Below are 20,923 nucleotides of genomic sequence, written 5' to 3' on the forward strand. Positions count from 1 at the left end.
CAGCAGGGCCGCTGCGCGCGTCGCGCCAATCGCGGCCGCGCGCAGGGACCGTACCAAGAAACTTCAGGAGAGCGCCGTGACAGTTGTCCTTCCCACGCCTGCCCAACTTCTTGACGTCGCCAAGCAGTGCGGCCTTTCGCTGACCGATGCCGATGTCGCCTCGTTCCGCGGCCTGATGCAGGGCTCGATCGAGGCCTATAATCTCGTCGGCGCGATGCCGGACGAAGTGCCGGAGGTCAAATATCGCCGCACGCCGGGCTACCGGCCCTCGCCCGAGGAGAACCCGCGCAACGCCTGGTACCGCAAGTCGACCGTGAAGGGTGCGGCGAGCGGCAAGCTCAAGGGCAAGACCGTCGCGCTGAAGGACAACATCATGCTGGCCGGCGTGCCCATGATGAACGGCTCGGCGACGCTCGAAGGCTACGTCCCCGATTTCGACGCCACCATCGTCACGCGCATGCTCGACGCCGGCGCCGAGATCGCCGGCAAGGTGCATTGCGAATCCTTCTGCATGTCCGGCGGCAGCCACACCGGTGCGGTCGGTGCCGTGCACAATCCGCACAAGATGGGCTATTCGGCCGGCGGCTCGTCCTCCGGTTCCGGCGTCGTCGTCGCGCTCGGCGAGGTTGACATGGCGATCGGCGGCGACCAAGGCGGCTCGATCCGCATGCCGTCCTCGTTCTGCGGCACCTACGGCATGAAACCGACCTGGGGCCTCGTCCCCTACACCGGCATCATGCCGATCGAGATCTTCGTCGACCACACCGGTCCGATGACCGCGACCGTCGCCGACAATGCGCTGCTGCTCGAAGTGCTCGCCGGCGACGACGGCTACGATCCCCGCATCAAGGCGCCGAAGGTCGAGGAGTACACCAAGGCGCTCGGCCAGGGCGTCAAGGGCATGAAGATCGGCATCCTCAAGGAAGGCTTCGAGCAGGCGAACGCGGAGGCCGCCGTCAACGAAAGCGTCCGCGAGGCCGCCAAGCGCTTCAAGGACCTTGGCGCCACGGTCGAGATCGTCTCGATCCCGATGCATCTTGTCGGTCCCGCGATCTGGACGCCGATCGGCACGGAGGGCATGACCCAGACCATGATGTATGGCGATGGCTATGGCCTGAGCCGTTCCGATCTCTACTCGACCTCGCTGATGGACTTCCATCGCGGCTGGCGACGGCAGGCGGATTCGCTGTCGGAGACGACAAAACTGTTCCTGATGCTCGGGACATACATCAACAACAGCTTCGGTCCCCGCTATTACGGCAAGGCCCTCAACATCTCGCGTCGCCTGACCGCGGCCTATGACAAGGCGTTCGGCGAATACGACCTGCTGCTGCTGCCGACCACGCCAATGAAGGCGACGAAGCTGCCGGAGCCCACCGCCAGCCGCGAAGACTATGTCGCCCGCGCGCTCGAGATGATCTCCAACACCGCGCCGTTCGACATCACCCATCATCCCGCGATGTCGCTGCCCTGCGGCATGGTCGACGGCCTGCCCGTTGGCCTGATGCTGGTCGGCCGCATGTTCGAGGAATCCACGATCTACCGCGCCGCGCATGCCTTCGAGCAGATCGGCGACTGGAAGAAGATGTGAGAGGAGAATTAATGCAGACGGACGGAAGACCAGAGCGTTTTCGAGCGAAGTGGGTACCGGTTCGCGTCGAGAAAACGCGTCAAAACAAGAATCTAGAGCCCCGTTCCGATTCCATCGGAACGGGAAAGGCTCCAGCGCATGGCTAACGCGTTCGTCGCGGCGTTCGAGATCCTGAGCTTTGGCGCGATCATCGTCCTGATCGTGCTGGGGCTCGGGATCATCGCCAGCATGATGGGCATCTTCAACTTCGCCCAGGGAGAGTTCGTCCTGCTCGGGGCCTACATCACCTATCTCGCCTACGCCAAGGGCCTGCCGATCTGGGCCGGCATGGTCGCGGCGCCCTTCGTGGTCGGTGCGCTCGGCTTCGTGCTGGAGGCGCTGATCATCCGCCGCTTCTACGCCGCGCCGATCGTGGCGATGCTCGGCACCTATGCGCTCGGCCTGATCATCCGCGAATCGGTGCGCGGCCTGATCGGCGGCTTCTATCTCACCGTGCCCGAGCCGATCGGCGGCTCGATCGATATCGGCGCCATGCACATCTCGGCCTGGCGTTTCACCATCATCGTCATCACGCTTTTGGTGATGGCGGGCTGTTACCTCCTGCTGTCGCGCACGAGTTTTGGCCTGCGCATGCGCGCCACCCTGGAAAATCCCTCGCTGGCGCGGGCTTCAGGCATTTCCACGCCCCTGATGTACGGCGCCACGTTTGCGTTCGGCTCCGCGCTCGCCGGCCTTGCCGGTGCGCTGATCGTGCCGGTGTTCAGCCTGTACGCCGATCTCGGCCTGCGCTTCCTGATCCAGGGTTTTGTCGCGGTGATGGTCGGTGGCGTCGGCTCCTTCATCGGACCGGTGGCGGGCGCCGGCGTCATCGGCACCCTCAGCGCCGCGCTGCCATGGGTGATGGCGCCCGTCATCGCCGACGTCCTCGTCTTCGTGCTCGCCATTGTCTTCATCAAATTTCGGCCACAGGGCCTCATCGCTGGAAAAGGGGTTTAGTCATGTTCGATCGTACTCAGCTTTCGCGTCGCCGCTTCCTCTCCAATCTTGCCTTTACCACCGGCGCGGTCGCGACCGGCGTCGGCAGCTGGGTGATCCCGGCGCCGTGGGCGAACGCGGCGGAAGGCCCGATCAAGGTCGGTATCGCGACCGATCTCACCGGCCCGATCGCCTATGCCGGCAATGCCGACGCCAATGTCGCCAAGATGGTGATCAAGGAGATCAACACGGCCGGTGGCCTGCTCGGCCGCCCGCTCGAGCTCTATATCGAGGACACTGCCTCGAACGAATCCGTCGCCGTCGGCAACGTCCGAAAACTGATCCAGCGCGACAAGGTCGACATGGTGCTGGGCGGCATCACCTCGTCGATGCGCAACGCGATCAAGGACCCGATCGTGGCGCGCGGCAAGACGCTCTACATCTATCCGCAGCTCTACGAAGGCAAGGAGTGCACGCCCTATCTGTTCTGCACCGGGCCGACGCCGGCGCAGCAGTGTGACGAGTTCATCCCCTGGCTGATCAAGAACGGTGGCAAGAAGTTCGCGCTGCCGAGCGCCAACTATGTCTGGCCGCACACGCTCAACGTCTACGCCCGCAAGGTCATTGAGGCGAACGGCGGCGAGGTCGTGTTCGAGGAATATTACCCGCTCGACCAGATCGACTTCTCATCGACCGTCAACCGCATCATCTCCAACAAGGTCGACGTCGTCTTCAACACCGTCATTCCGCCGGGTGTCGGCCCGTTCTTCAAGCAACTCTATGAAGCGGGCTTCCTCAAGAACRGCGGGCGCCTGGCCTGCGTCTACTATGACGAGAACACGCTCAACATCAACCAGGCCGCGGAGATCGAGGGGCTCGCAAGCTGTCTCGACTATTTCAAGGTGCTGACCAAGGAGAACCCGTTCGACGCAAAAATCCAGGCGGCGTATGAGAAGGACTTTCCCGGCAACTTCCTGTTCGCGGCCGGCAGTGCCGCGACCGGTACCTATCGCGGCCTCAAGCTGTGGGAAGCGGCCGTGAAGGAAGCCGGCAAGGTCGATCGCGACTCGGTTGCCGCCACTCTCGATCACGCCAAGATCGCCGAAGGCCCGGGCGGCCCGGCCGAGATGGTGCCGGGCAAGCGGCACTGCAAGATGAAGATGTACACCGCGGTCGCCAAGGGTGGGAACTACGAGATCGTCGGACGCAGCGACGGGCTCGTCGATCCCAAGGAATGCTGAGGCGGAATGCCGAAGTCGATGAGTGTGGTAAGAGAAGCCATCGCCGGCGACGAAGCGGACGATGCGATGGCTGAACGCGTGGCCGCGGAACAGGCCAAGGAACAGGTCAAGGCAGGACGAAAGGTCCTGCCGATCGTGGAGGGCGTCGTGCTCGTCGCGGCGCTGCTCGCGCCGCTGGTGCTGCAGGACTACCTCACGGTGTTCGCGACCCGCGTGATCATTCTCGCGCTGTTCGCGTTGTCGTTCGATCTGGTCTGGGGCTATGCCGGCATCATGAGCTTCGGCCAGGCCCTGTTCTTCGGCTCGGCCGGCTATGGCGTCGCGCTGCTCGCGCGCGACCTCGACATCACCAACATCTTCCTGGTGCTCCCCGCCGGCACGATCATCGGCCTCACCTTCGCGCTGCTGCTCGGCGGCTTCCTGCTGCTCGGACGGCATCCCTCCAGTGTCATCTTCGTGTCGCTGGGCACGCTGACCGGCTCCTACGCCGCCGATCGCCTCGCGCGCGGCTGGTACTATCTCGGCGGCCAGAATGGCATCCCCTCGATCGCGCCGATGTCGCTCGGCGGCTACGAATTTACTGAAGGCCCGGCTTTCTACTATCTCGTGCTCGGCATCCTCGTCGTGGTCTACCTGCTCTGCCGCTTCCTGGTGCGCTCGCAATTCGGGCTGGCGCTCGCAGGCCTGCGCGAGAACGAGCAGCGCATCGCCTTCTTCGGCTACAAGGCGCAGCATCTCAAGGCGATCATCTTCGCGATCGGCGGCGCCATCGCAGGTCTTGCCGGCAGCCTTTATGCCTTCCACGAAGGTTTCGTCTGGCCCAACATGGTCGGTGTCGTGGTCTCGACGCAGGTGGTGCTCTATGTTCTGTTCGGCGGCTCCGGCACGTTGATCGGCGCCGTCATCGGCGCCGTGATCGTCGAGGGCGTCAGCTTCTGGCTCTCTGACAATTATCGCGAGATCTGGCCGATCATCCTCGGTCTGCTGCTGCTGCTCGTGATCCTGTTCCGGCCGCTCGGCCTGATCAGTTTTGTGCTCGGCGAGCGCGAGCGGGTCGGCAGCTTTGGTGCCAAGCCCAAGGAGACTAAGAAGGAGAAGCGCAATGCCGCTCCTTGAGGCCGCCGGCATCAAGAAGATATTTGGCAAGCTCACCGCGCTCGACGGCGCCGCGCTGACCGTCGGCGAGAACGAGTTTCACGGCCTGATCGGACCGAACGGCTCCGGCAAGAGCACGCTGATGAAGTGCATTGCGGGGGCCGAAGTGCCGACCCAAGGCAAAGTGAGTTTCATCAACACCGACATCACCGCGTTCACGCCGACCGAACGGGCCCGGGCCGGCATGAGCCTGAAATTCCAGATCACCAGCGTGCTGCCGACGCTGACGCTCTACGACAACATCCTGCTCGCGCTGCAGGCGCAGTCCTCGCTGTTCGATCTCGTATTCTCGCGCACGCGGGGCGCGCTGCACGACCAGGTCATGACCATGCTGACGCAGTTCCGCCTCGCCGATCGTGCCTTCGACGCGGCGGCGGCGCTGTCGCACGGCCAGCAGCAATGGCTGGAGATCGCGATGGCGCTCGCGGGCAAGCCGAAGCTGCTGCTGCTGGACGAGCCGACCGGCGGCATGAGCCTGGAGGAGCGCCGCGTCACCGGTGAGCTGCTTCAGCCGATCAAGAAACATTGCTCGCTCGTCATCGTCGAGCATGACCTCGATTTCATCCGCGACATCTGCGATCGGTTGACCGTGCTCGACCAGGGCAAGGTGCTGGCATCAGGCACCGTGTCGGAGATCCAGGCCAATAAATCCGTTCAGGAGATCTATCTGCGCCGTGCCTGAATTTTTGGACATCAAGCATCTCGACGCGGGCTATGGCCGCAGCCAGGTCCTGTTCGACGTCACCCTCGGCATTCCCTGGCGCGGCGGCGTCGCCGTGCTCGGCCGCAACGGTGCCGGCAAGACCACGCTGATGAAGACCATCGTCGGCGAGCTGCCGGCCTGGAAGGGCGAGGTTGCCTTCGACGGCCGCGACATCAGCCGCCGCGCGACCCAGGAGCGCGTGCGCGCCGGCATCGGCTACGTCCCGCAGGAGCATTCGGTGTTTGCGCGTCTGTCGGTGCGCGACAATCTCGCGGTCGGCTCGCTCGCCAGCAAGAAGGCCGACGCGGTCGACCAGGTGCTGACCATCTTCCCGAAACTCGGCCAGCGCCTCGACCAGCCCGCCGGCACCCTCTCCGGCGGCGAGCGCAAGATGCTCGCCATCGGCCGCGCGATGCTGGGCGATCCGAAGCTGTTGTTGCTGGACGAGCCGACCGAAGGCGTCTGGATCGGCGTGATCGAGGAGATCACCGAGCGCCTGATCGAGCTCGCGAAGAGCATCGCCGTCATCATCGTCGAGCAGCACCTCGACCTCGCGCTGCGCGTCGCGGACTATGCCTACGTGCTCGACCGCGGCAGGGTCGCGCTGCAAGGGCAGGCGAATGATGTGCGCGTCAATCCGGAGCTGATGCGGTATTTGGCGCCGTAGGTCGCGCTGCCAGTCTTTGAGTGAGGCGCAGCGCTCTCACTGTACCTCATCAAGGGGAATGACGGCGTCAGGCTGAGATGGATCGGAGAGATTAAGCGGAGCGCCGGCCTTACTTCACCGCCCCAAAGCGGCTGTCGAACGAGTTCGACGACACCACCGGCGCGGCGCCCATGATCTGCGTCGCTTCACTCGCGCCATCCGACACCGACGGCTTCAGCGCCGGCCGCGTCGCGGCGAGGCGCGTGTCCGGCTTCACCGGTTCGGCCGGCTTGACGGCGGCGACGGCCGGCTTCGGCGCGTCCTTGGACGTATCGCGGCCAGGCACGAACCGGGTCACTGCGGCCTTCAGCCTCGACGTCGCGGTGGGTGGTGTTGCTGGCGCAGCGGTCGGGGCCACGGACGCGGTCGCCTGCGGCGGCGGCGTGGTCGCCGTCGTGTCGGCGGTGCCGAGGCCCATCTTGCGGCCGAGGTTGGAGAAGAAGCCGCCTGACGATTTCTCTTGGGATTTCTCGCTGGCCGGCGCGGCTGCGGCGACGCGGGTGGTGGCGGCGGGGGCGCTGACGGCGACGACCGGCTCCTGGTTCGCGGGAGCGGCGGCGGCCGCATCGAGATTGGGCTTGGGCGGATTGACGTGTCCGGGGATCGTGCCCGGCGCCTTCGCCATCGCCAGCATCTCCAGGGTCGAGCCTTCGGCATTCTCCGACAGTCCGGTCGATCCCTCCGGAATCTTCGAGGCAAAAATCTTGTTCATGCCGCCGTCGATGCCGGTGTTCATGCGCGCGATTGGCGTGCCCTTGGCGACGAGCTTGTTGTACTCGACCTGGTCGCGCGCATCCTTGTCGCGCACCGCGCTGGCGATGTTCTCGGGGATCACATAGGCCGGGCACTTCGCGGACGCGTCGAACACCGGATCGCGCTTCGCGTCAGGCGTCTTCGTTGCGTCGAACACGTATTTGCGCTCGCAGAAATCGACCTTCGGCTCCTGCCGCGTCACCTCGAAATGATCATAGCCTTCCTTGATCATCTTCCAGAACGGCATGTTCGGGTTGTTCCGGTGCTTGGCCATGTTCACCGGCGTCATCTTGAACGGATAGGCCTGCAGCTGGAACGCCTTCTGCCCGCCGAAGAACGACTCGCGGCCAAGCGAATAGATCTCCGCGATCTGCTCGTCGGTCATCGCGTAGCAGCCGCGCGACGAACAATCGCCGTGCACCATCAGCTGCGAGCCGGTGCGCCCCAGAGCCTTGTCGAACGCGTTCGGATAGCCCGTGTTGAACGAGAGATAGTAGGCCGACTGCGGATTCATCTGGCCCGGATTGATCGAGTAGAATCCCTCCGGCGCCTGGCGGTCGCCTTCGCGCACCTTCGGGCCGAGATCGCCCGACCAGCGGCAGATCGGATAGGTCTTGAGCAGCGCGAACTGGCCGTTGCGGGCCTGCTTCCAGACCTCGAGCTCGGCCTCCTGCTTGAACAGGCGCACCAGGATCGGCGATTGCAGGTCCATGTCCTTCTCGACCATCGCGGCGAGAAGCTTTGGCGGCACCGGCTGGTTGGCCTTGGCGTTGGTCGCGAGCGAAACCTGGTCGGTGTCGCAGCCGGCCAGCAGAACACTGGCCGTCAGCAGCGCAACCGAAGCCAAAAGCGCGCGAGCAAGCGAACGAGAAATCAAGATGGACCCCACACCGTGCCGGGCAGAGAGCGCGAACCCCAATCTCGAAGCATGATCCGACCGGAGATCCGGACCCGTCGTGACGGGTGTTTTCGAACCACGCTCCAGCGCTTGTGCCCTGAAGCCATTGATTAAAATTCTAACCTCTGGGTCATGTGGTCGCAACCCGAGCTGGGATCACGAGCCCGTTGGCCCAGTGGCATGGTCAACGAAGACTAAATGGACGCGACTTTGGGCCGTACTTGGGCCTTTTGGCCCAATCCGCACAGAGATCGCTGATTTGGGCAAAAAAAGGGTTAACGGGGAGTTACCGGGGCGGTCGGGGGCCGCCCGAAAGGTCTCGTAGGGTGGGCAAAGGCGCAAAGCGCCGTGCCCACCATCTCGCTCCCCATACTGTTTGGAAGGGTGGGCACGCTTCGCTTTGCCCACCCTACGGCACCGAAAACGGCCGAATCAGCCCAGTTTCCGGCCGATATCGAGGAATTTCTGCCGCCGCTGCTTGCGGATGGTGTCGCCGTCCAGGCCGCGGAGCTCGTCAAAGGCCTTGGCGATGGCATCGCCCGTGGTGGCGATCATGGCGGTGGGGTCGCGGTGGGCGCCGCCGACCGGCTCCTTCAAGATGCTGTCGATCACCCCGAAGCGCAGCATGTCCTGCGCGGTGATCTTCATGTTGTTGGCGGCTTCCTGCGCCTTGGAGCCGTCGCGCCACAGGATCGAGGAGGCGGCCTCGGGCGAGATCACGCTGTAGATCGCGTGCTCCAGCATCAGGACCTTGTTGGCGGTGGTGATGGCGATGGCGCCGCCGGACATGCCCTCGCCGGTGATGATGGCGACGTTCGGCACGGTCAGCGCCATGCAGGCATCGGTCGAGCGCGCGATCGCTTCGGCCTGGCCGCGCTCTTCGGCGCCGATGCCGGGATAGGCGCCGGCGGAATCGGCGAGCGACAGCACCGGCAGGCCGAACCGCTCGGCCATTTCCATCAGCCGCACGCATTTGCGATAGCCCTCGGGCCGCGCCATGCCGAAATTGTGCCGGATGCGACTCTCGGTGGAATCGCCCTTTTCCTGGCCCATCACGCAGATGGCCTCACCGCGGAAGCGGCCGAAGCCGGCAACCAGTGCCTCGTCCTCGCCGAACTTGCGGTCGCCGGCGAGCGGAGTGAATTCGGTGATCAGGCCCTTGATGAAATCGTTGAAATGCGGCCGCTGCGGATGCCGCGCGACCAGCGTCTTCTGCCACGGCGTCAGGTTCAGATAGAGGTCGGCCAGCGCCTGCGCCGCCTTGTCCTCGATCTTCCCGATTTCCTCGGAGATATCGGTGCCCGAGGCCGCAAGCGTCCGCAGCTCGTCAACCTTGGAGTCGAGCTCGGCGACCGGCTTTTCGAAGTCGAGATAGCTGCGCATGTGATCTGGCATCAACTCAATATAGCGAGGACGGGGCGGGGCGTCGAAGCAGGTTTGGATCGGCGGAAAGAAATGTAGCTTCTTCAATGAGTTGGCTTGTGCGCTCTAAAGCAGCCCGCCAAATCATGCGTGAGGCCACGGCTCTTTCTGCGGAGATGTGGCCGAAGTCAAGGCGGTTTCATGGGTTGCCCCGGCTGGGCTCTCGTGTCCCGGACGCGCTGCAGCGCTTCTATAGCGCTGCTGCGCAGAGCCGGGGCAAGAGACCTATCTATTTCTCCGCCAGCGGGTGCAGGTCGCGCACCAGGCTCTTCAGGCGCTCCTCGACCACATGGGTGTAGATCTGGGTCGTGGAGATGTCGGTGTGGCCGAGCAGGGTCTGCACGATGCGCAGATCCGCGCCGTTGTGCAGGAGGTGGCTGGCAAAGGCGTGGCGCAGCACGTGCGGGGAGACCAGCCGGGCCTGCAGCCCCGAGGCGACAGCAAGCTCTTTCAGGTCGCGAGCGAAATGCTGCCGCGTCAGATGCCCGCTCTCGCCGAACGATGGGAATAGCCATTTCGAGGCGGCCACGCTGTTCTTCTTGTCGGCTTTTGCCGCTTCCGTCGCCGCGAGATAATCGGCCATCGCCTGCCGTGAAGCCTCGTTGAGCGGCACCAGGCGTTCCTTGTTGCCCTTGCCGCGCACCACGATCATGCGGGCGTCGCGTTTTGCCGCGGAGCGCGGCAGCGCCACCAGCTCGGAGACGCGCAGGCCGGTGGCGTAGAGCACCTCGAGCAGGCAATAGAGCCGCAACGCGCGCAGCCGTTTCGAGGGAGAAGCGTCCTCCGCCTCGCTCAATTCCTTGGCGCGGCTGAGCATGCGGTCGACATCCGCGATCGACAGCACCTTTGGCAGGCCGCGGCCGCGCTTGGGGCCGGACAGGATCGCCGCGGGATCCTCGGTGCGGATGCGCTCGTTCAGGAGAAAGCGGTAGAGATGCCGCATCGCCGACAGCCGCCGCGCGACGCTGGTGGACTTGAAGCCGCGGCTGTCGAGATCGCCGAGGTAATCGCGCAGGATCTGCGTCTCGGCGTCGGCAAAGCTGTGCCCGACGCGGCCCAAAAATTCCGAGAAATCGGTGAGGTCGCGGCGGTAGGCGTCGAGCGTATTGGGGCCGGCGCCCTGTTCCGCCGCGAGCATGTCGAGGAACAGGCCGGTGAGCTTGCTGTCTGAGGGCTGTACGCGCATGCCCTGGAGGCTAGCTCCTATTTCTTGAGAAACTTATCCGGCGGGATCGTCACCGTCATTTCCCGCGACTTCGGGCTCACGAAGTTCGCCAGCGCGAAGACCACGCCATAGACGATGCCGGCGAGCACGGCGACGACCGTCAGGAAGCGGAACAGGCTGGGCATCGGGCAAGGTCTCGGGAAGGTCTCAGGCGTCCAAATTAACCAATGAAATCATCCAACATGTTCGCCGTTTCGTGGCAAGAGTCCTCTGGCGAGGGCCCCGAGGGGGTCGTATAGGTGGCCAAAGCATGCCGCCTCCGGCGGCAGATCGAGCGAGACCCATGCCCGACGCCACGTTGCCGATACAAGCTGCCCCTGAGGCCGACATCCTGTCGGCGCTCGGGACGCGCTCGATCGTGCTCGTCGGCATGATGGGGGTGGGCAAATCCACCATCGGCCGCCGCATGGCGGCCCGGCTCAAGTTGCCCTTCGTTGACGCCGACACCGAGATCGAGGTCGCTCATGCCGGCATGACCATACCGGAGATTTTCGAGCGCCATGGCGAGCCGTATTTCCGGGATGGCGAGGCGCGGGTGATCGCGCGCCTGCTCGACGGCGAGCCRATCGTGCTGGCGACCGGCGGCGGTGCCTTCATGCGCGAGGAGACGCGCAATCGCATTGCGGCCAAGGCGGTCTCGATCTGGCTCAAGGCCGACCCTGACGTCATCATGCGCCGGGTGCGCCGCCGCGCCGACCGCCCGCTGCTCCAGACCGCCGATCCCGAAGGAACCGTGACGCGCCTGCTCACCGAGCGCGAGCCGATCTATCGCCATGCCGACCTCACCATCGCCTCGCGCGACGTGCCGCACGACAGGATCGTCGAGGAATGCATCGAGACGCTGCGCGCCCATCTCTGCGGCGAACAGGCCGCCCAATCACCTGCCGACGTTGCGAGTGCCGTACGATGACTGCGCCGTTGAAACATTCAGATCCCGTCAACGTCGACGTCGCGCTCGGCGATCGCGCCTATGACATCGTCATCGGCCGCGGCGTGCTGGCCTCGCTCGGCGAACGGGTCGCGCGCTTGCGGCCCGGCGTGCGTACGGCAATCGTCACCGATCGCACCGTCGCAAAACACTGGCTCGAGCCGACCGAAGCGTCGCTCGCTTCTGCCGGCATTCCGACCTCGCGCATCGTGGTCGAGGAAGGCGAGATCTCCAAGACCTATGCCGGCCTCGAAAAGGTCAGCGAGGCCCTGATCGCCGCGAAGGTCGAGCGCAACGATCTCGTCATCGCGCTCGGCGGCGGCGTGGTCGGCGATCTCGCCGGCTTTGCGGCCGCGATCCTGCGCCGCGGCGTCGATTTCGTGCAGGTGCCGACCTCGCTACTGGCACAGGTCGATTCCTCCGTCGGCGGCAAGACCGGCATCAATTCGCCGCAGGGCAAGAATCTGCTCGGCGCTTTCCACCAGCCCGTGCTGGTCATTGCCGACACCGCCGTGCTCGATACGCTGTCGCCGCGGCAGTTCCGCGCCGGCTATGCCGAGGTCGCCAAATACGGCGTGCTCGGCGACGAAGCCTTCTTCACCTGGCTGGAGAAGAACCACTCCGACATTTTCAAGGGCGGCTCGGCGCGCGAGCACGCGATCGCGACCTCGTGCCGCGCCAAGGCCGGCGTCGTCTCGCGCGATGAGCGCGAGACCGGCGAGCGCGCGCTGCTCAATCTCGGCCATACCTTTGGTCACGCGCTGGAAGCCGCGACCGGCTTCTCCGATCGCCTCTTCCATGGCGAGGGTGTCTCGATCGGCATGACGCTGGCGGCGCAGTTCTCGGCGAAGCTTGGCATGATCGGCGAGGCCGATGCCGCGCGCGTCGAGCGTCACCTCATCGAGGCCGGCCTGCCGACGCGCCTGCAGGACATCGCCGGTTTCGCGCAGGAAGGGCTTGCCGACGCCGATGCGCTGATGGCGCTGATGGCGCAGGACAAGAAGGTCAAGCGCGGCAAGCTCACCTTCATCCTGTTGGAGGCGGTCGGGCGCGCCGTGATCGCGAAGGACGTCGAGCCGGCGCCGGTGCGCGATTTCCTCAAAGAGAAGCTCGCGCAGAAGGCTTGATGCGCGGCTAACCGGTTTTTGAGTGGTGCATGGACTGGCTCGGATTCACCATCGTCATTCTCTGCCTGCTCGTCTCGGGCTTCTTCGCCGCGAGCGAGACCGCGCTGACCGGCGCCTCGCGCGCCAGCATGCTGCGGCTCTCCAAGCAGGGTAACCACGACGCCGATGTCGTCTCGCAGCTGCTCGACATGCGCGAGCGCCTGATCGGTGCGCTGCTGCTCGGCAACAACATCGCCAATATCAGCGCGTCCGCGCTCGCCACCAGCATCTTCACGGCCTGGTTCGGCGATGTCGGCGTGCTCTATGCCACCGGCGTGATGACGGCGCTGGTCGTGATCTTCGCGGAGGTGCTACCGAAGACCATCGCGATCAACGCGCCCGACCGCATGGCGCTTGCGGTTGCCCGCCCGATGCGGCTGACGATGTATGTGCTGGGACCGTTGCTGCGGATCGTCGAGGTCATCGTTCGTCTGCTGATGCGCTTGTTTGGTTTGGCCGGCGAGCACCAGGCGATCCTGTCGCCGACCGAGCGCCTGCGCGGCGCGGTCGACCTGTTGCACCACGAGGGCAAGGTCGAGAAGCAGGACCGCGACATGCTCGGAGGCCTGCTCGATCTGCGCGAGCTGCAGGTCTCCGACGTCATGATCCATCGCACCGAGATGATGATGATCAATGCCGACCTGCCGCCGGAGGAACTGGTGCGCGAGGTGCTGGCGACCGAGTACACCCGCATTCCGCTCTGGCGCGAGAAGCCGGAGAACATCATCGGCGTGCTTCACGCCAAGGATTTGCTGCGCGCAATCCGCGCATCCGACGGTGACACCTCGCGCATCGACGTCTCCACCATCGCGCTGCCGCCCTGGTTCGTGCCGGAAATGCGCCCGGTCTCCGAGCAGCTCAAGGCGTTCCGGCGCCGAAAAACCCATTTCGCCCTCGTCGTCGACGAGTACGGCGAGGTTGAAGGTCTCGTGACGCTGGAAGACATTTTGGAAGAGATCGTCGGCGACATTTCCGACGAGCACGACGTCGTGGTCGCCGGCGTGCGCGCCCAGCCGGACGGCTCGGTCGTGGTCGACGGCTCGGTGCCGATCCGCGATCTCAACCGCGCCATGGACTGGCACCTGCCCGATGAGGAGGCAACGACAGTCGCCGGTCTCGTCATTCACGAGGCGCGCTCGATCCCCGACCGCGGCCAGAGTTTCACGTTCCACGGCTTCCGTTTCCGCGTCCTCCGCCGCGAACGCAACCGCATCACCGCGCTCCGTATTTCACCGGTGCCGCGTGACGCGGAGATGGAAGAGGCCAAGCCCAGGCGGGCGGGAACGTCGTTTTGACGCACGGTGTCATCGTCCGCCTTGTGCGCAGTTGCGCACGGGGGCGGACGATCCAGTACGCCGCAGCCTATCGATTGAATCTCGCCAGCAGTGTTTACTGGATGCCCCGCCTTCGCAGGGCATGACAGCCGAATTGGCGAGCTAGGTGCCGCCTTCCCCCGGTGCCTGAGCGTGGATCGCGAGCGCGTGCACGCTGCCGGCAAGTTCCGCGGCCAGCGCCGAATTTATCATGCGGTGGCGATCGACCCGGCTCTTCCCTTTGAAGGCCTGAGACACAATATAAACGCGAAAGTGTGTCTCGCCGCTCGGTCGATGGCCGGCGTGGCCCTCATGCAAATGTGACTCGTCGACGACCTGCAGGCTTTCCGGCGTGAAAGCTTCCCGCAACTTGTTGCTGATAGTGTCTTTCATAAACATGAGTGCCATTAAAGCGCGCAGCCGCACTCCGTCAATTGCATAGGCCGCCTGCGGCGGCCGTACCTCGAAGACGCCGGAGTGAAACTTCGGCTGCGGGTTCCCAGCTAATTGCAATGTCAAGACTTGAAGGTTTTTGCATTGCGTAGTCAAAGTCAGTCATGCCGATCGATTCATCAAAGTTCTTCGACTCCATCCGGGTCAAGCCGAAAGGCAAGCAGCCGGAAGTGAAGCCGCGCGACGCCGTGGTCAACTGCGAATGGGCCGGGTGTCAGAACAAGGGTGCGCACCGTGCGCCGAAGGGCCGCGAGAACCAGCGCGAGTACTGGCACTTCTGCTTGAACCACGTGCGCGAGTACAACCAGAACTACAATTTCTTCTCCGGCATGAATGCCGATGCCGTCGCGCGCTACCAGAAGGATGCGCTGACCGGTCACCGCCCGACCTGGAAGATGGGCGCCAATGGCGGCAAGAAGGGTGCGGAAGCCGAGATCGACATGGCGTCCGATCCGTTCAGCATGTTCAGTGAGATCAACGGCCGCGCGGGCTGGCGGAAGGGTCCGCAGGCCGAGCCCAAGGCCGAGACGCGCAAGGTGATGAACGCCGAGCGCAAGGCGCTCCAGGTCATGGGTCTCGGCCCCAATTCCACGCTCGCCGACGTCAAGAGCAAGTACAAGGCGCTGGTCAAGCAGCATCACCCCGACGCCAACGGCGGCGACCGGTCGACCGAAGATCGCCTGATCGAGATCATCAAGGCCTACAATTATCTGAAGACGGTGGTCCGCGAGGCCTAGGCTACGCCTTCCGGGAAGGACAGTTCGCAAACCAGTCCTTCCGGCCTCCACTGCCGGGTAATGGTTCCGCGCAAGGTCCGGATGATGCCGTCGACCGCGCCGATTCCAAAACCCTTGCGCGTTGGCGCCTCGTTGACCCGGGGACCGCCGCTCTCCGACCAGTGCAGCACGAGAGGCTCTGCACCATTGGTCTCCCAGCTGATCTCCAGCCTGCCCGAAGGCCTCGACAGCGCGCCATATTTGGCGGCGTTGGTGGCGAGCTCATGCAGCGCGACTGCGATCGACTGGGCCAGCGTGGGCGGCAGGCGGACGTCGTCTCCCGCGATCCTGATCCGCTCGCCGTCCCGGCTTGCGTACGGCCGGAGTTCTTCTTCGACGATGGTCTTCAGATTCGCGCCGGTCCAACGCGAAGCCGAGAACAGCCTCTGCACGTTGGCAAGCGCGCTGAGCCGGCCTGCAAACACGGTCTGGAACTCTTCCGCGGTATCCGCCTTCGTCAGCCGCAGCATCGCCTGAGCCACCGCGAGCAGGTTGTTGGAACGGTGATCGACCTCGGAGGTGAGGAGCAGCATCCTCTGCTCTGCCTCCTTGCGAGCCGTGATGTCGACCAGCATGTTCACCGCACCAACCAAACGCCCCCGTTCGTCGCGCAGCGGCGTCGGATATGGCATGAAGCAGATCCGGGAGCCGTCCGGCCGCTCGGCCACGGCCTCGACGTCGCGCACGGGCCGGTTCTGCTTGAGCGCGATTGCCATCGGGCATTCATCGTGGGGAAGCGCCGTGCCGTCGGGCAGATAGAGCTTCCAGGTCACGCACCACATCTCGCCGATCTTCGGCATGCGTCCGGCAAAATCGATGCAGGCGCGATTGAAGAAGGTGATGCAACCTTCCGCGTCGGTTGTGTAGATCGCGGCAGGCAGAGCCTGCAGCAAGTCGCGGAATCGTCTTTCAGAATCCGTGCCGGCCTCGGTCCGGTTGGCGGCATAGCCGGCGGCGATCTCGCCGATCCTGGCCTCGTCCGCTTGTCCAAACAGGTCCAGCATTGGAATCTTGATCCGAGGGGGCTCACGGTTAAGTCCCCAAACCCGGAGATGTTCCAAGTTCGTCGACCGGACCGTGCGCGCGTTCCCGCAATTACGGCGCGACGGCTCTGTCGTGTCATCGTGCGTCCGAGCGAGGCACGACAGCGCAGTGAACGGCCCGGCTGTCGTGCGCTTTCTGCTCTATTCGCCGGAAGCCTTCGGCATTTCCCCCACATATGACGAACTCGGCCGGATCAGCCGCCCCGTCCGCTGTTGCTCGCGCGCATGGGCGGTCCATCCCGCTGCACGCGCCACGGCGAAGATCGGCGTGAAGGCCTGGCGTGGAATGGCGAGAGCATCGAGCAGAATCGCCGTGAAGAACTCCACGTTCGTCTCCAGCGGCCGGTCCGGATTCTTCTTGCGCAGCGCGCTGCGGATATAGGCCTCGACCTCGCCGGCAAAGGGCAGGTCGGCACCGTCCGCCGAAAGCCGCCCGATCGCGGCCTTGAGCACGTCGGCGCGCGGATCGCGCACGCGATAGACGCGATGGCCAAAGCCCATCAGCCGCTCGCCGCGGGCGAGTGCGGCATCGACCCATGGCTTGATGCGTTCGCTGGAGCCGATCGCATCGAGCATTTCCAGCACCGGCTCCGGCGCGCCGCCGTGCAAGGGGCCGGTCAGCGCGCAGTATCCGGCGGTGACGGCGGCAAACAGATCGGCCTGCGTCGAGGCCACCACGCGGGTGGTGAAGGTCGAAGCGTTCATGCCGTGGTCGCAGACCGTGACGAGATAGGCGTCCAGCGCCGCGACCTCGCGCGGCTCCGGTGAGGCGCCGCGCAGCATCCGCAGCGTATCGGCGGCGTGGCTCGCATTCGGATCGGGCGCAACCGGCTCGAGCCCCCTGGCACGACGGACCAGCGCGCCTGCGATCACCGGAAACGCGCCGACGATCGTCGCCTCATGTTCCAGCCCGTTCTCCGCGCGCAGGCCCGCGACCGCCGCGCGGAACCCGTCGACGATGCCCATGCCGCGTGTCGCCGGCAACAGCTCCGGCAAACGCGCGAACGCACGCTCGCGCGCCGCGCCCAGGCTCGCCCGCACATTGGCTTCGCTCAGCGTGGTCTTGCTCGCGCCATTCCAGAGCCGGGCGGTGACGCCCTCGAAGCTCGACTGGCTTGCGAGGGTGCCGACATGCTCGCCGGCGATGATCAGTTCGCCGCGCTCGCCATCGACATGGCTCAGCGCGGTCTCGGCCGCGGGAACGCCGTCCAGCCCGATCTGGCTTTTGGTGAGGTGGATGTTCATGACCCAATCTCCTTTGCACTGCACCAGGAGAAAATCAGGCCTCTCGACAGATTGATCAATCTTGATTACATAAATCAATATGAATAATTCCGAGGAACTCTATCTGTCGGCCCGGGAAGCCGCGGCCGAGCTCGCGATCTCGCCGGCCACGCTCTACGCCTATGTCAGCCGTGGCCTGATCCGCTCCGAGCCGACGCCGGATTCGCGCAAGAACCGCTATCGGGCCGAGGACGTCCGCGCCCTTAAGGAGCGCCGGGTGCCGTCGCCGGAGCCGCGCGGCCTGCGCAGCTTCGACGCTGACCTGCCGGTCATGGACACGGAGATCTCGACCATTACCGAGGAGGGCGCGATCTACCGCGGCGTCAATTGCGTCGATCTCGCTGAGAACGACACGCTGGAGCACACGGCGACGCTGCTGTGGGACGTCTCCGACGTCGATCCCTTCACGCCGGACAATCAGCCCCAGATCTCCGACGAGATGCGCGCGATCGCAGAGGCCGCGCGCCGCGCCGCGCCGATCGACCGCGCCATCGCAGTGCTGGCGCTCGCGACCAGCGCGGACGCGCGTGCCTTCACCCGAGCGCCCGATGGCCGCGCGATGGTCGGCGGGCGCATTGTCCGCCTCCTGGTTGCGACCATGCTGAACGCCGAGCCATCATCCGAGCCGCTGCACCAGCAGATCGCGAAGGCCTGGGCGCCAGACAACAAGCACGCGCCCGACCTCATCCGCCGCGCGCTGGTGCTGCTCGCCGATCACGAATTGAACGCCTCGACCTTCACCGCGCGCTGCGCGGCATCGACCGGCCTCAACCTCTATGACTCCGTGATCGCCGGCCTCGCCGCGTTGAAAGGGCCGAAGCATGGCGGCGCCGGCGTGCTGGCCTCGCAGCTCGTCAAGGCGCTGGTCGATCGCGATGTCGAGCCCATGGTCCGCGAGCGCGTCGCGCTCGGCGAGCGCTTTGCCGGCTTCGGCCACGGCGTCTACAAGCGCGGCGATCCCCGCGCGCAGTCGCTGCTGAACGCGCTGGCGCGTGCCGGCGCGCCGCGCAAATTCACGCGCGAAGTGCCGGAGCGGATCGTCGAGGCGACCGGCGAGCTCGTCAATATCGACTATGCGCTCGCCGTCCTCGTGCACGCGCTGCGCCTGCCCCTAGGCAGCGAGCTCGCGCTGTTCGCGATGGCCCGCAGCGTCGGCTGGATCGCGCACGCCAGCGAGCAATTGCAGTTCGGCAAGCTGATCCGTCCGCGGGCGCGCTATGTCGGACCGGCGCCGGGAAGAAGGGCTAGTTAGAATCTCTCTGCGAGCGCGTCGTCCTCCGCTGTCGTCCCTGCCCCGTGCGCAATTGCGCACTAGGCAGGGACGACACCGGCGCACTAAGCCCGCGGCTTGGACGTCGCGGCGAGGCCGTTCTGCCGGCGGCGGTAGTACCAGATGCCAAGGCCGCCGATGATCGCCACGGTCACCACCATCAAGATCCAGATGTGCTTGAACGGATGCCCATGGTGCGGCACGCCGAAATATTGGTGGAAGGCCGATACCGCCAGCACGCCCGGCAGCACATGGGCGGGAGCCCAGACCAGGATCGCCGGGATGTTCACCGCATAAAACGTCGCCGGCGCCATCCCCAGTGCCCCGGCGGTCACGGGCACGAAGGCGCGGATCGGCGGCACGAAACGGGCAAAGAACACGGCCCAGGTACCGAAGCGGTTGAAGAAGCTTTCGCTCTCGGCAACCACGCGCGGATAGTTGGTCAGCGGCCAGGTGTTGAGGATTTCGCGTTGCCGCCGGTGCCCGATCCAGTAGGCCGAGCCGTCGCCCAGCACGGCGCCGATTGCCGCCGCCAGCAGCACCAATTGCAGCTTCAATTCCCCGCCTGGAACCAGCGCGCTCAGCGCCAGAATGATGGTCGAGCCCGGGATCACCGATCCCACCACCGGAACGGCTTCGAGCAGCGCCGCCAGGAACAGGGTCAGATAGGCCAGCCACGCATGGGCCGAAACGAAGGATATGAGCGGATCGAGAAAGGACGTCACGTCGTCTTTCGTGGGGGGCTGGAGCACCGGGGTTCGGACCCTACATCAGTAGGTGCACGCGGTAAAAGTGCCATTCGCGTGGGCAGGCCACGCCTCCCGCCCGAAATTCGAGCGTGATTCGCAAGGCAGCCCTCCAAAAATCGCGTTCCTTGCCTATCTAGATGAAAAGACAATGGAACTTTGATTGGGGCGCGGGCTTCTGCCGGCACGTTGTCTCTGATAAGTTCGCAACCGCACCCAGCCGCAGCCAACGTGCAAATAACTGGTCTCGGGATCGCCCGGGGCCTCGGAGGATTGATGACGACCGCCGCTCTGTCCAAAGTTGAGGAAATTTCCGGTCTGCCCGACATGAAGGTGTCGGTGCGCCAGGTGTTCGGGATCGACAGCGATCTTGAAGTCCCGGCCTATTCCGAAGTCGATCCTCATGTGCCCGAAGTCGATTCTGATTACCGCTTCGACCGTGCCACCACGCTTGCCATTCTCGCCGGTTTCGCCCGCAACCGCCGCGTGATGGTGACCGGCTATCACGGCACCGGCAAATCCACCCATATCGAGCAGGTCGCTGCCCGCCTGAACTGGCCCTGCGTGCGCGTCAACCTCGACAGCCACATCAGCCGTATCGACCTCGTCGGCAAGGACTCCATCGTGGTCCGCGACGGCAAGCAGGTCACCGAATTCCGCGACGGCATTTTGCCCTGGGCGCTCCAGCACAACATCGCGCTGGTGTTCGACGAATACGACGCCGGCCGTCCCGACGTGATGTTCGTGATCCAGCGCGTGCTGGAAGTCTCCGGACGCCTGACGCTGCTCGACCAGAACAAGGTGATCAAGCCGCATCCGGCCTTCCGCATGTTTTCGACCGCCAACACGGTCGGCCTCGGCGACACCTCGGGCCTCTATCACGGCACCCAGCAGATCAACCAGGGCCAGATGGACCGCTGGTCGATCGTCACCACGCTGAACTATCTCGCCCATGACGAGGAAGTGGAGATCGTGCTGGCCAAGGCCAAGCACTATCGCACGCAGGAAGGCCGCGACATCGTCAACAAGATGGTCCGCCTTGCCGATCTCACCCGTAACGCCTTCGCCAATGGCGATCTGTCGACGGTGATGAGCCCGCGCACGGTGATCACCTGGGCCGAGAACGCTGATATCTTCGGCGATATCGGCTTCGCGTTCCGGGTCACCTTCCTCAACAAGTGCGACGAGCTCGAGCGTCCCCTGGTCGCCGAGTTCTACCAGCGCTGCTTCAACGCGGAGCTGCCGGAATCGGCGGTCAACGTGGCGCTCAGCTAG

General features: G+C 65.0%; 20 protein-coding genes. 12 read left to right on the forward strand and 8 right to left on the reverse strand.

Annotation, left to right across the window (positions count from 1 at the left end; genetic code table 11):
• Window positions 1-76: 76 nt before the first annotated feature.
• The 6 genes from AB4Z51_RS00360 (at window position 77) to AB4Z51_RS00385 (ending at window position 6,332) form a co-directional block, all read left to right on the forward strand.
• Window positions 77-1,591 (forward strand): amidase, encoded by a 1,515-nt coding sequence (locus tag AB4Z51_RS00360; protein WP_441496782.1) that lies wholly within the window; start codon window positions 77-79, stop codon window positions 1,589-1,591.
• Window positions 1,592-1,729: 138 nt separating this feature from the next.
• Window positions 1,730-2,587 (forward strand): branched-chain amino acid ABC transporter permease, encoded by an 858-nt coding sequence (locus AB4Z51_RS00365; protein ID WP_441496783.1) that lies wholly within the window; start codon window positions 1,730-1,732, stop codon window positions 2,585-2,587.
• Between the two features lie 2 nt (window positions 2,588-2,589).
• Window positions 2,590-3,807, forward strand: coding sequence for a substrate-binding protein (locus AB4Z51_RS00370; protein WP_441496784.1), 1,218 nt, complete (start codon window positions 2,590-2,592; stop codon window positions 3,805-3,807).
• Window positions 3,808-3,813: 6 nt separating this feature from the next.
• Entirely contained in the window at window positions 3,814-4,923 is a 1,110-nt protein-coding gene (locus AB4Z51_RS00375) for a branched-chain amino acid ABC transporter permease (RefSeq protein ID WP_354113806.1), read from the forward strand.
• Window positions 4,910-5,644, forward strand: a complete 735-nt coding sequence (locus AB4Z51_RS00380; RefSeq protein ID WP_028149473.1) for an ABC transporter ATP-binding protein — start codon at window positions 4,910-4,912, stop codon at window positions 5,642-5,644. The genes AB4Z51_RS00375 and AB4Z51_RS00380 overlap by 14 nt, the downstream gene beginning before the upstream one ends.
• Window positions 5,637-6,332: a branched-chain amino acid ABC transporter ATP-binding protein gene (locus AB4Z51_RS00385; protein ID WP_247316462.1), complete on the forward strand. Its 696-nt coding sequence runs from the start codon at window positions 5,637-5,639 to the stop codon at window positions 6,330-6,332. The genes AB4Z51_RS00380 and AB4Z51_RS00385 overlap by 8 nt, the downstream gene beginning before the upstream one ends.
• Before the next feature lie 109 nt (window positions 6,333-6,441).
• Here the strand turns inward: AB4Z51_RS00385 and AB4Z51_RS00390 are convergent, their stop codons facing one another.
• From AB4Z51_RS00390 to AB4Z51_RS00405, 4 genes are all read right to left on the reverse strand, one after another.
• A complete protein-coding gene (locus AB4Z51_RS00390; RefSeq protein WP_441496785.1) occupies window positions 6,442-8,001 on the reverse strand; it encodes a L,D-transpeptidase family protein in 1,560 nt (519 codons plus the stop codon).
• Between the two features lie 453 nt (window positions 8,002-8,454).
• A complete protein-coding gene (locus tag AB4Z51_RS00395) occupies window positions 8,455-9,417 on the reverse strand; it encodes an acetyl-CoA carboxylase carboxyltransferase subunit alpha (RefSeq protein WP_071916974.1) in 963 nt (320 codons plus the stop codon).
• A gap of 256 nt (window positions 9,418-9,673) precedes the next feature.
• Complete coding sequence (gene xerD, locus AB4Z51_RS00400) at window positions 9,674-10,630, reverse strand: site-specific tyrosine recombinase XerD (protein WP_441496786.1); 957 nt, start codon at window positions 10,628-10,630, stop codon at window positions 9,674-9,676.
• 17 nt (window positions 10,631-10,647) lie between these two features.
• Entirely contained in the window at window positions 10,648-10,794 is a 147-nt protein-coding gene (locus AB4Z51_RS00405; RefSeq protein ID WP_035730492.1) for a hypothetical protein, read from the reverse strand.
• A 158-nt stretch (window positions 10,795-10,952) separates the two neighbouring features.
• Here AB4Z51_RS00405 and AB4Z51_RS00410 point away from each other — a divergent pair, with 158 nt between their 5' ends.
• From AB4Z51_RS00410 to AB4Z51_RS00420, 3 genes are read left to right on the forward strand one after another with little or no spacing between them, the layout of a single operon-like run.
• Window positions 10,953-11,579 (forward strand): shikimate kinase, encoded by a 627-nt coding sequence (locus AB4Z51_RS00410; RefSeq protein WP_441496787.1) that lies wholly within the window; start codon window positions 10,953-10,955, stop codon window positions 11,577-11,579.
• A complete protein-coding gene (gene aroB, locus AB4Z51_RS00415) occupies window positions 11,576-12,724 on the forward strand; it encodes a 3-dehydroquinate synthase (protein WP_441496788.1) in 1,149 nt (382 codons plus the stop codon). Before AB4Z51_RS00410 ends, aroB begins: the two co-directional genes overlap by 4 nt.
• 29 nt (window positions 12,725-12,753) lie before the next feature.
• Window positions 12,754-14,058 (forward strand): HlyC/CorC family transporter, encoded by a 1,305-nt coding sequence (locus AB4Z51_RS00420; RefSeq protein WP_063980627.1) that lies wholly within the window; start codon window positions 12,754-12,756, stop codon window positions 14,056-14,058.
• A 141-nt stretch (window positions 14,059-14,199) separates the two neighbouring features.
• Here AB4Z51_RS00420 and AB4Z51_RS00425 read toward each other — a convergent pair whose 3' ends face one another.
• Window positions 14,200-14,475 carry a BolA family protein gene (locus AB4Z51_RS00425; protein ID WP_441496877.1) on the reverse strand — a complete coding sequence of 92 codons (276 nt, stop codon included), beginning with the start codon at window positions 14,473-14,475 and terminating at the stop codon, window positions 14,200-14,202.
• 158 nt (window positions 14,476-14,633) lie between these two features.
• Between AB4Z51_RS00425 and AB4Z51_RS00430 the strand changes: the two genes are divergently transcribed.
• Window positions 14,634-15,266 carry a J domain-containing protein gene (locus tag AB4Z51_RS00430; protein ID WP_441496789.1) on the forward strand — a complete coding sequence of 211 codons (633 nt, stop codon included), beginning with the start codon at window positions 14,634-14,636 and terminating at the stop codon, window positions 15,264-15,266.
• Here AB4Z51_RS00430 and AB4Z51_RS00435 read toward each other — a convergent pair.
• Both AB4Z51_RS00435 and AB4Z51_RS00440 read right to left on the reverse strand, forming a co-directional pair.
• Window positions 15,263-16,309: a sensor histidine kinase gene (locus tag AB4Z51_RS00435; RefSeq protein ID WP_259259720.1), complete on the reverse strand. Its 1,047-nt coding sequence runs from the start codon at window positions 16,307-16,309 to the stop codon at window positions 15,263-15,265. The genes AB4Z51_RS00430 and AB4Z51_RS00435 overlap by 4 nt on opposite strands.
• A gap of 180 nt (window positions 16,310-16,489) precedes the next feature.
• Complete coding sequence (locus tag AB4Z51_RS00440) at window positions 16,490-17,593, reverse strand: citrate synthase/methylcitrate synthase (protein ID WP_441496790.1); 1,104 nt, start codon at window positions 17,591-17,593, stop codon at window positions 16,490-16,492.
• 79 nt (window positions 17,594-17,672) lie between these two features.
• Here AB4Z51_RS00440 and AB4Z51_RS00445 point away from each other — a divergent pair, with 79 nt between their 5' ends.
• Complete coding sequence (locus AB4Z51_RS00445; RefSeq protein WP_354113812.1) at window positions 17,673-18,884, forward strand: citrate synthase family protein; 1,212 nt, start codon at window positions 17,673-17,675, stop codon at window positions 18,882-18,884.
• Between the two features lie 83 nt (window positions 18,885-18,967).
• Here AB4Z51_RS00445 and AB4Z51_RS00450 read toward each other — a convergent pair whose 3' ends face one another.
• Window positions 18,968-19,627, reverse strand: a complete 660-nt coding sequence (locus AB4Z51_RS00450) for a DedA family protein (RefSeq protein ID WP_441496791.1) — start codon at window positions 19,625-19,627, stop codon at window positions 18,968-18,970.
• Between the two features lie 297 nt (window positions 19,628-19,924).
• On the opposite strand from AB4Z51_RS00450, the gene cobS reads away from it, so the two are divergent.
• Window positions 19,925-20,923 carry a cobaltochelatase subunit CobS gene (gene cobS, locus AB4Z51_RS00455; protein ID WP_063980631.1) on the forward strand — a complete coding sequence of 333 codons (999 nt, stop codon included), beginning with the start codon at window positions 19,925-19,927 and terminating at the stop codon, window positions 20,921-20,923.

This window comes from Bradyrhizobium sp. 2TAF36, from assembly GCF_052114925.1.
Lineage (GTDB): Bacteria > Pseudomonadota > Alphaproteobacteria > Rhizobiales > Xanthobacteraceae > Bradyrhizobium > Bradyrhizobium barranii.

Excerpts from the sequence above, each read along its gene's own strand:
- AB4Z51_RS00420 (WP_063980627.1), top strand. The coding sequence starts at position 12,754 with ATGGACTGGCTCGGATTCACCATCGTCATTCTCTGCCTGCTCGTCTCG.
- AB4Z51_RS00435 (WP_259259720.1), bottom strand. The coding sequence starts at position 16,309 with ATGCTGGACCTGTTTGGACAAGCGGACGAGGCCAGGATCGGCGAGATC.
- xerD (WP_441496786.1), bottom strand. The coding sequence starts at position 10,630 with ATGCGCGTACAGCCCTCAGACAGCAAGCTCACCGGCCTGTTCCTCGAC.
- AB4Z51_RS00405 (WP_035730492.1), bottom strand. The coding sequence starts at position 10,794 with ATGCCCAGCCTGTTCCGCTTCCTGACGGTCGTCGCCGTGCTCGCCGGC.
- AB4Z51_RS00425 (WP_441496877.1), bottom strand. The coding sequence starts at position 14,475 with ATGTTTATGAAAGACACTATCAGCAACAAGTTGCGGGAAGCTTTCACG.
- aroB (WP_441496788.1), top strand. The coding sequence starts at position 11,576 with ATGACTGCGCCGTTGAAACATTCAGATCCCGTCAACGTCGACGTCGCG.
- AB4Z51_RS00375 (WP_354113806.1), top strand. The coding sequence starts at position 3,814 with ATGCCGAAGTCGATGAGTGTGGTAAGAGAAGCCATCGCCGGCGACGAA.
- AB4Z51_RS00395 (WP_071916974.1), bottom strand. The coding sequence starts at position 9,417 with ATGCCAGATCACATGCGCAGCTATCTCGACTTCGAAAAGCCGGTCGCC.
- AB4Z51_RS00445 (WP_354113812.1), top strand. The coding sequence starts at position 17,673 with ATGAATAATTCCGAGGAACTCTATCTGTCGGCCCGGGAAGCCGCGGCC.
- AB4Z51_RS00365 (WP_441496783.1), top strand. The coding sequence starts at position 1,730 with ATGGCTAACGCGTTCGTCGCGGCGTTCGAGATCCTGAGCTTTGGCGCG.
- AB4Z51_RS00430 (WP_441496789.1), top strand. The coding sequence starts at position 14,634 with ATGCCGATCGATTCATCAAAGTTCTTCGACTCCATCCGGGTCAAGCCG.
- AB4Z51_RS00440 (WP_441496790.1), bottom strand. The coding sequence starts at position 17,593 with ATGAACATCCACCTCACCAAAAGCCAGATCGGGCTGGACGGCGTTCCC.
- AB4Z51_RS00380 (WP_028149473.1), top strand. The coding sequence starts at position 4,910 with ATGCCGCTCCTTGAGGCCGCCGGCATCAAGAAGATATTTGGCAAGCTC.
- cobS (WP_063980631.1), top strand. The coding sequence starts at position 19,925 with ATGACGACCGCCGCTCTGTCCAAAGTTGAGGAAATTTCCGGTCTGCCC.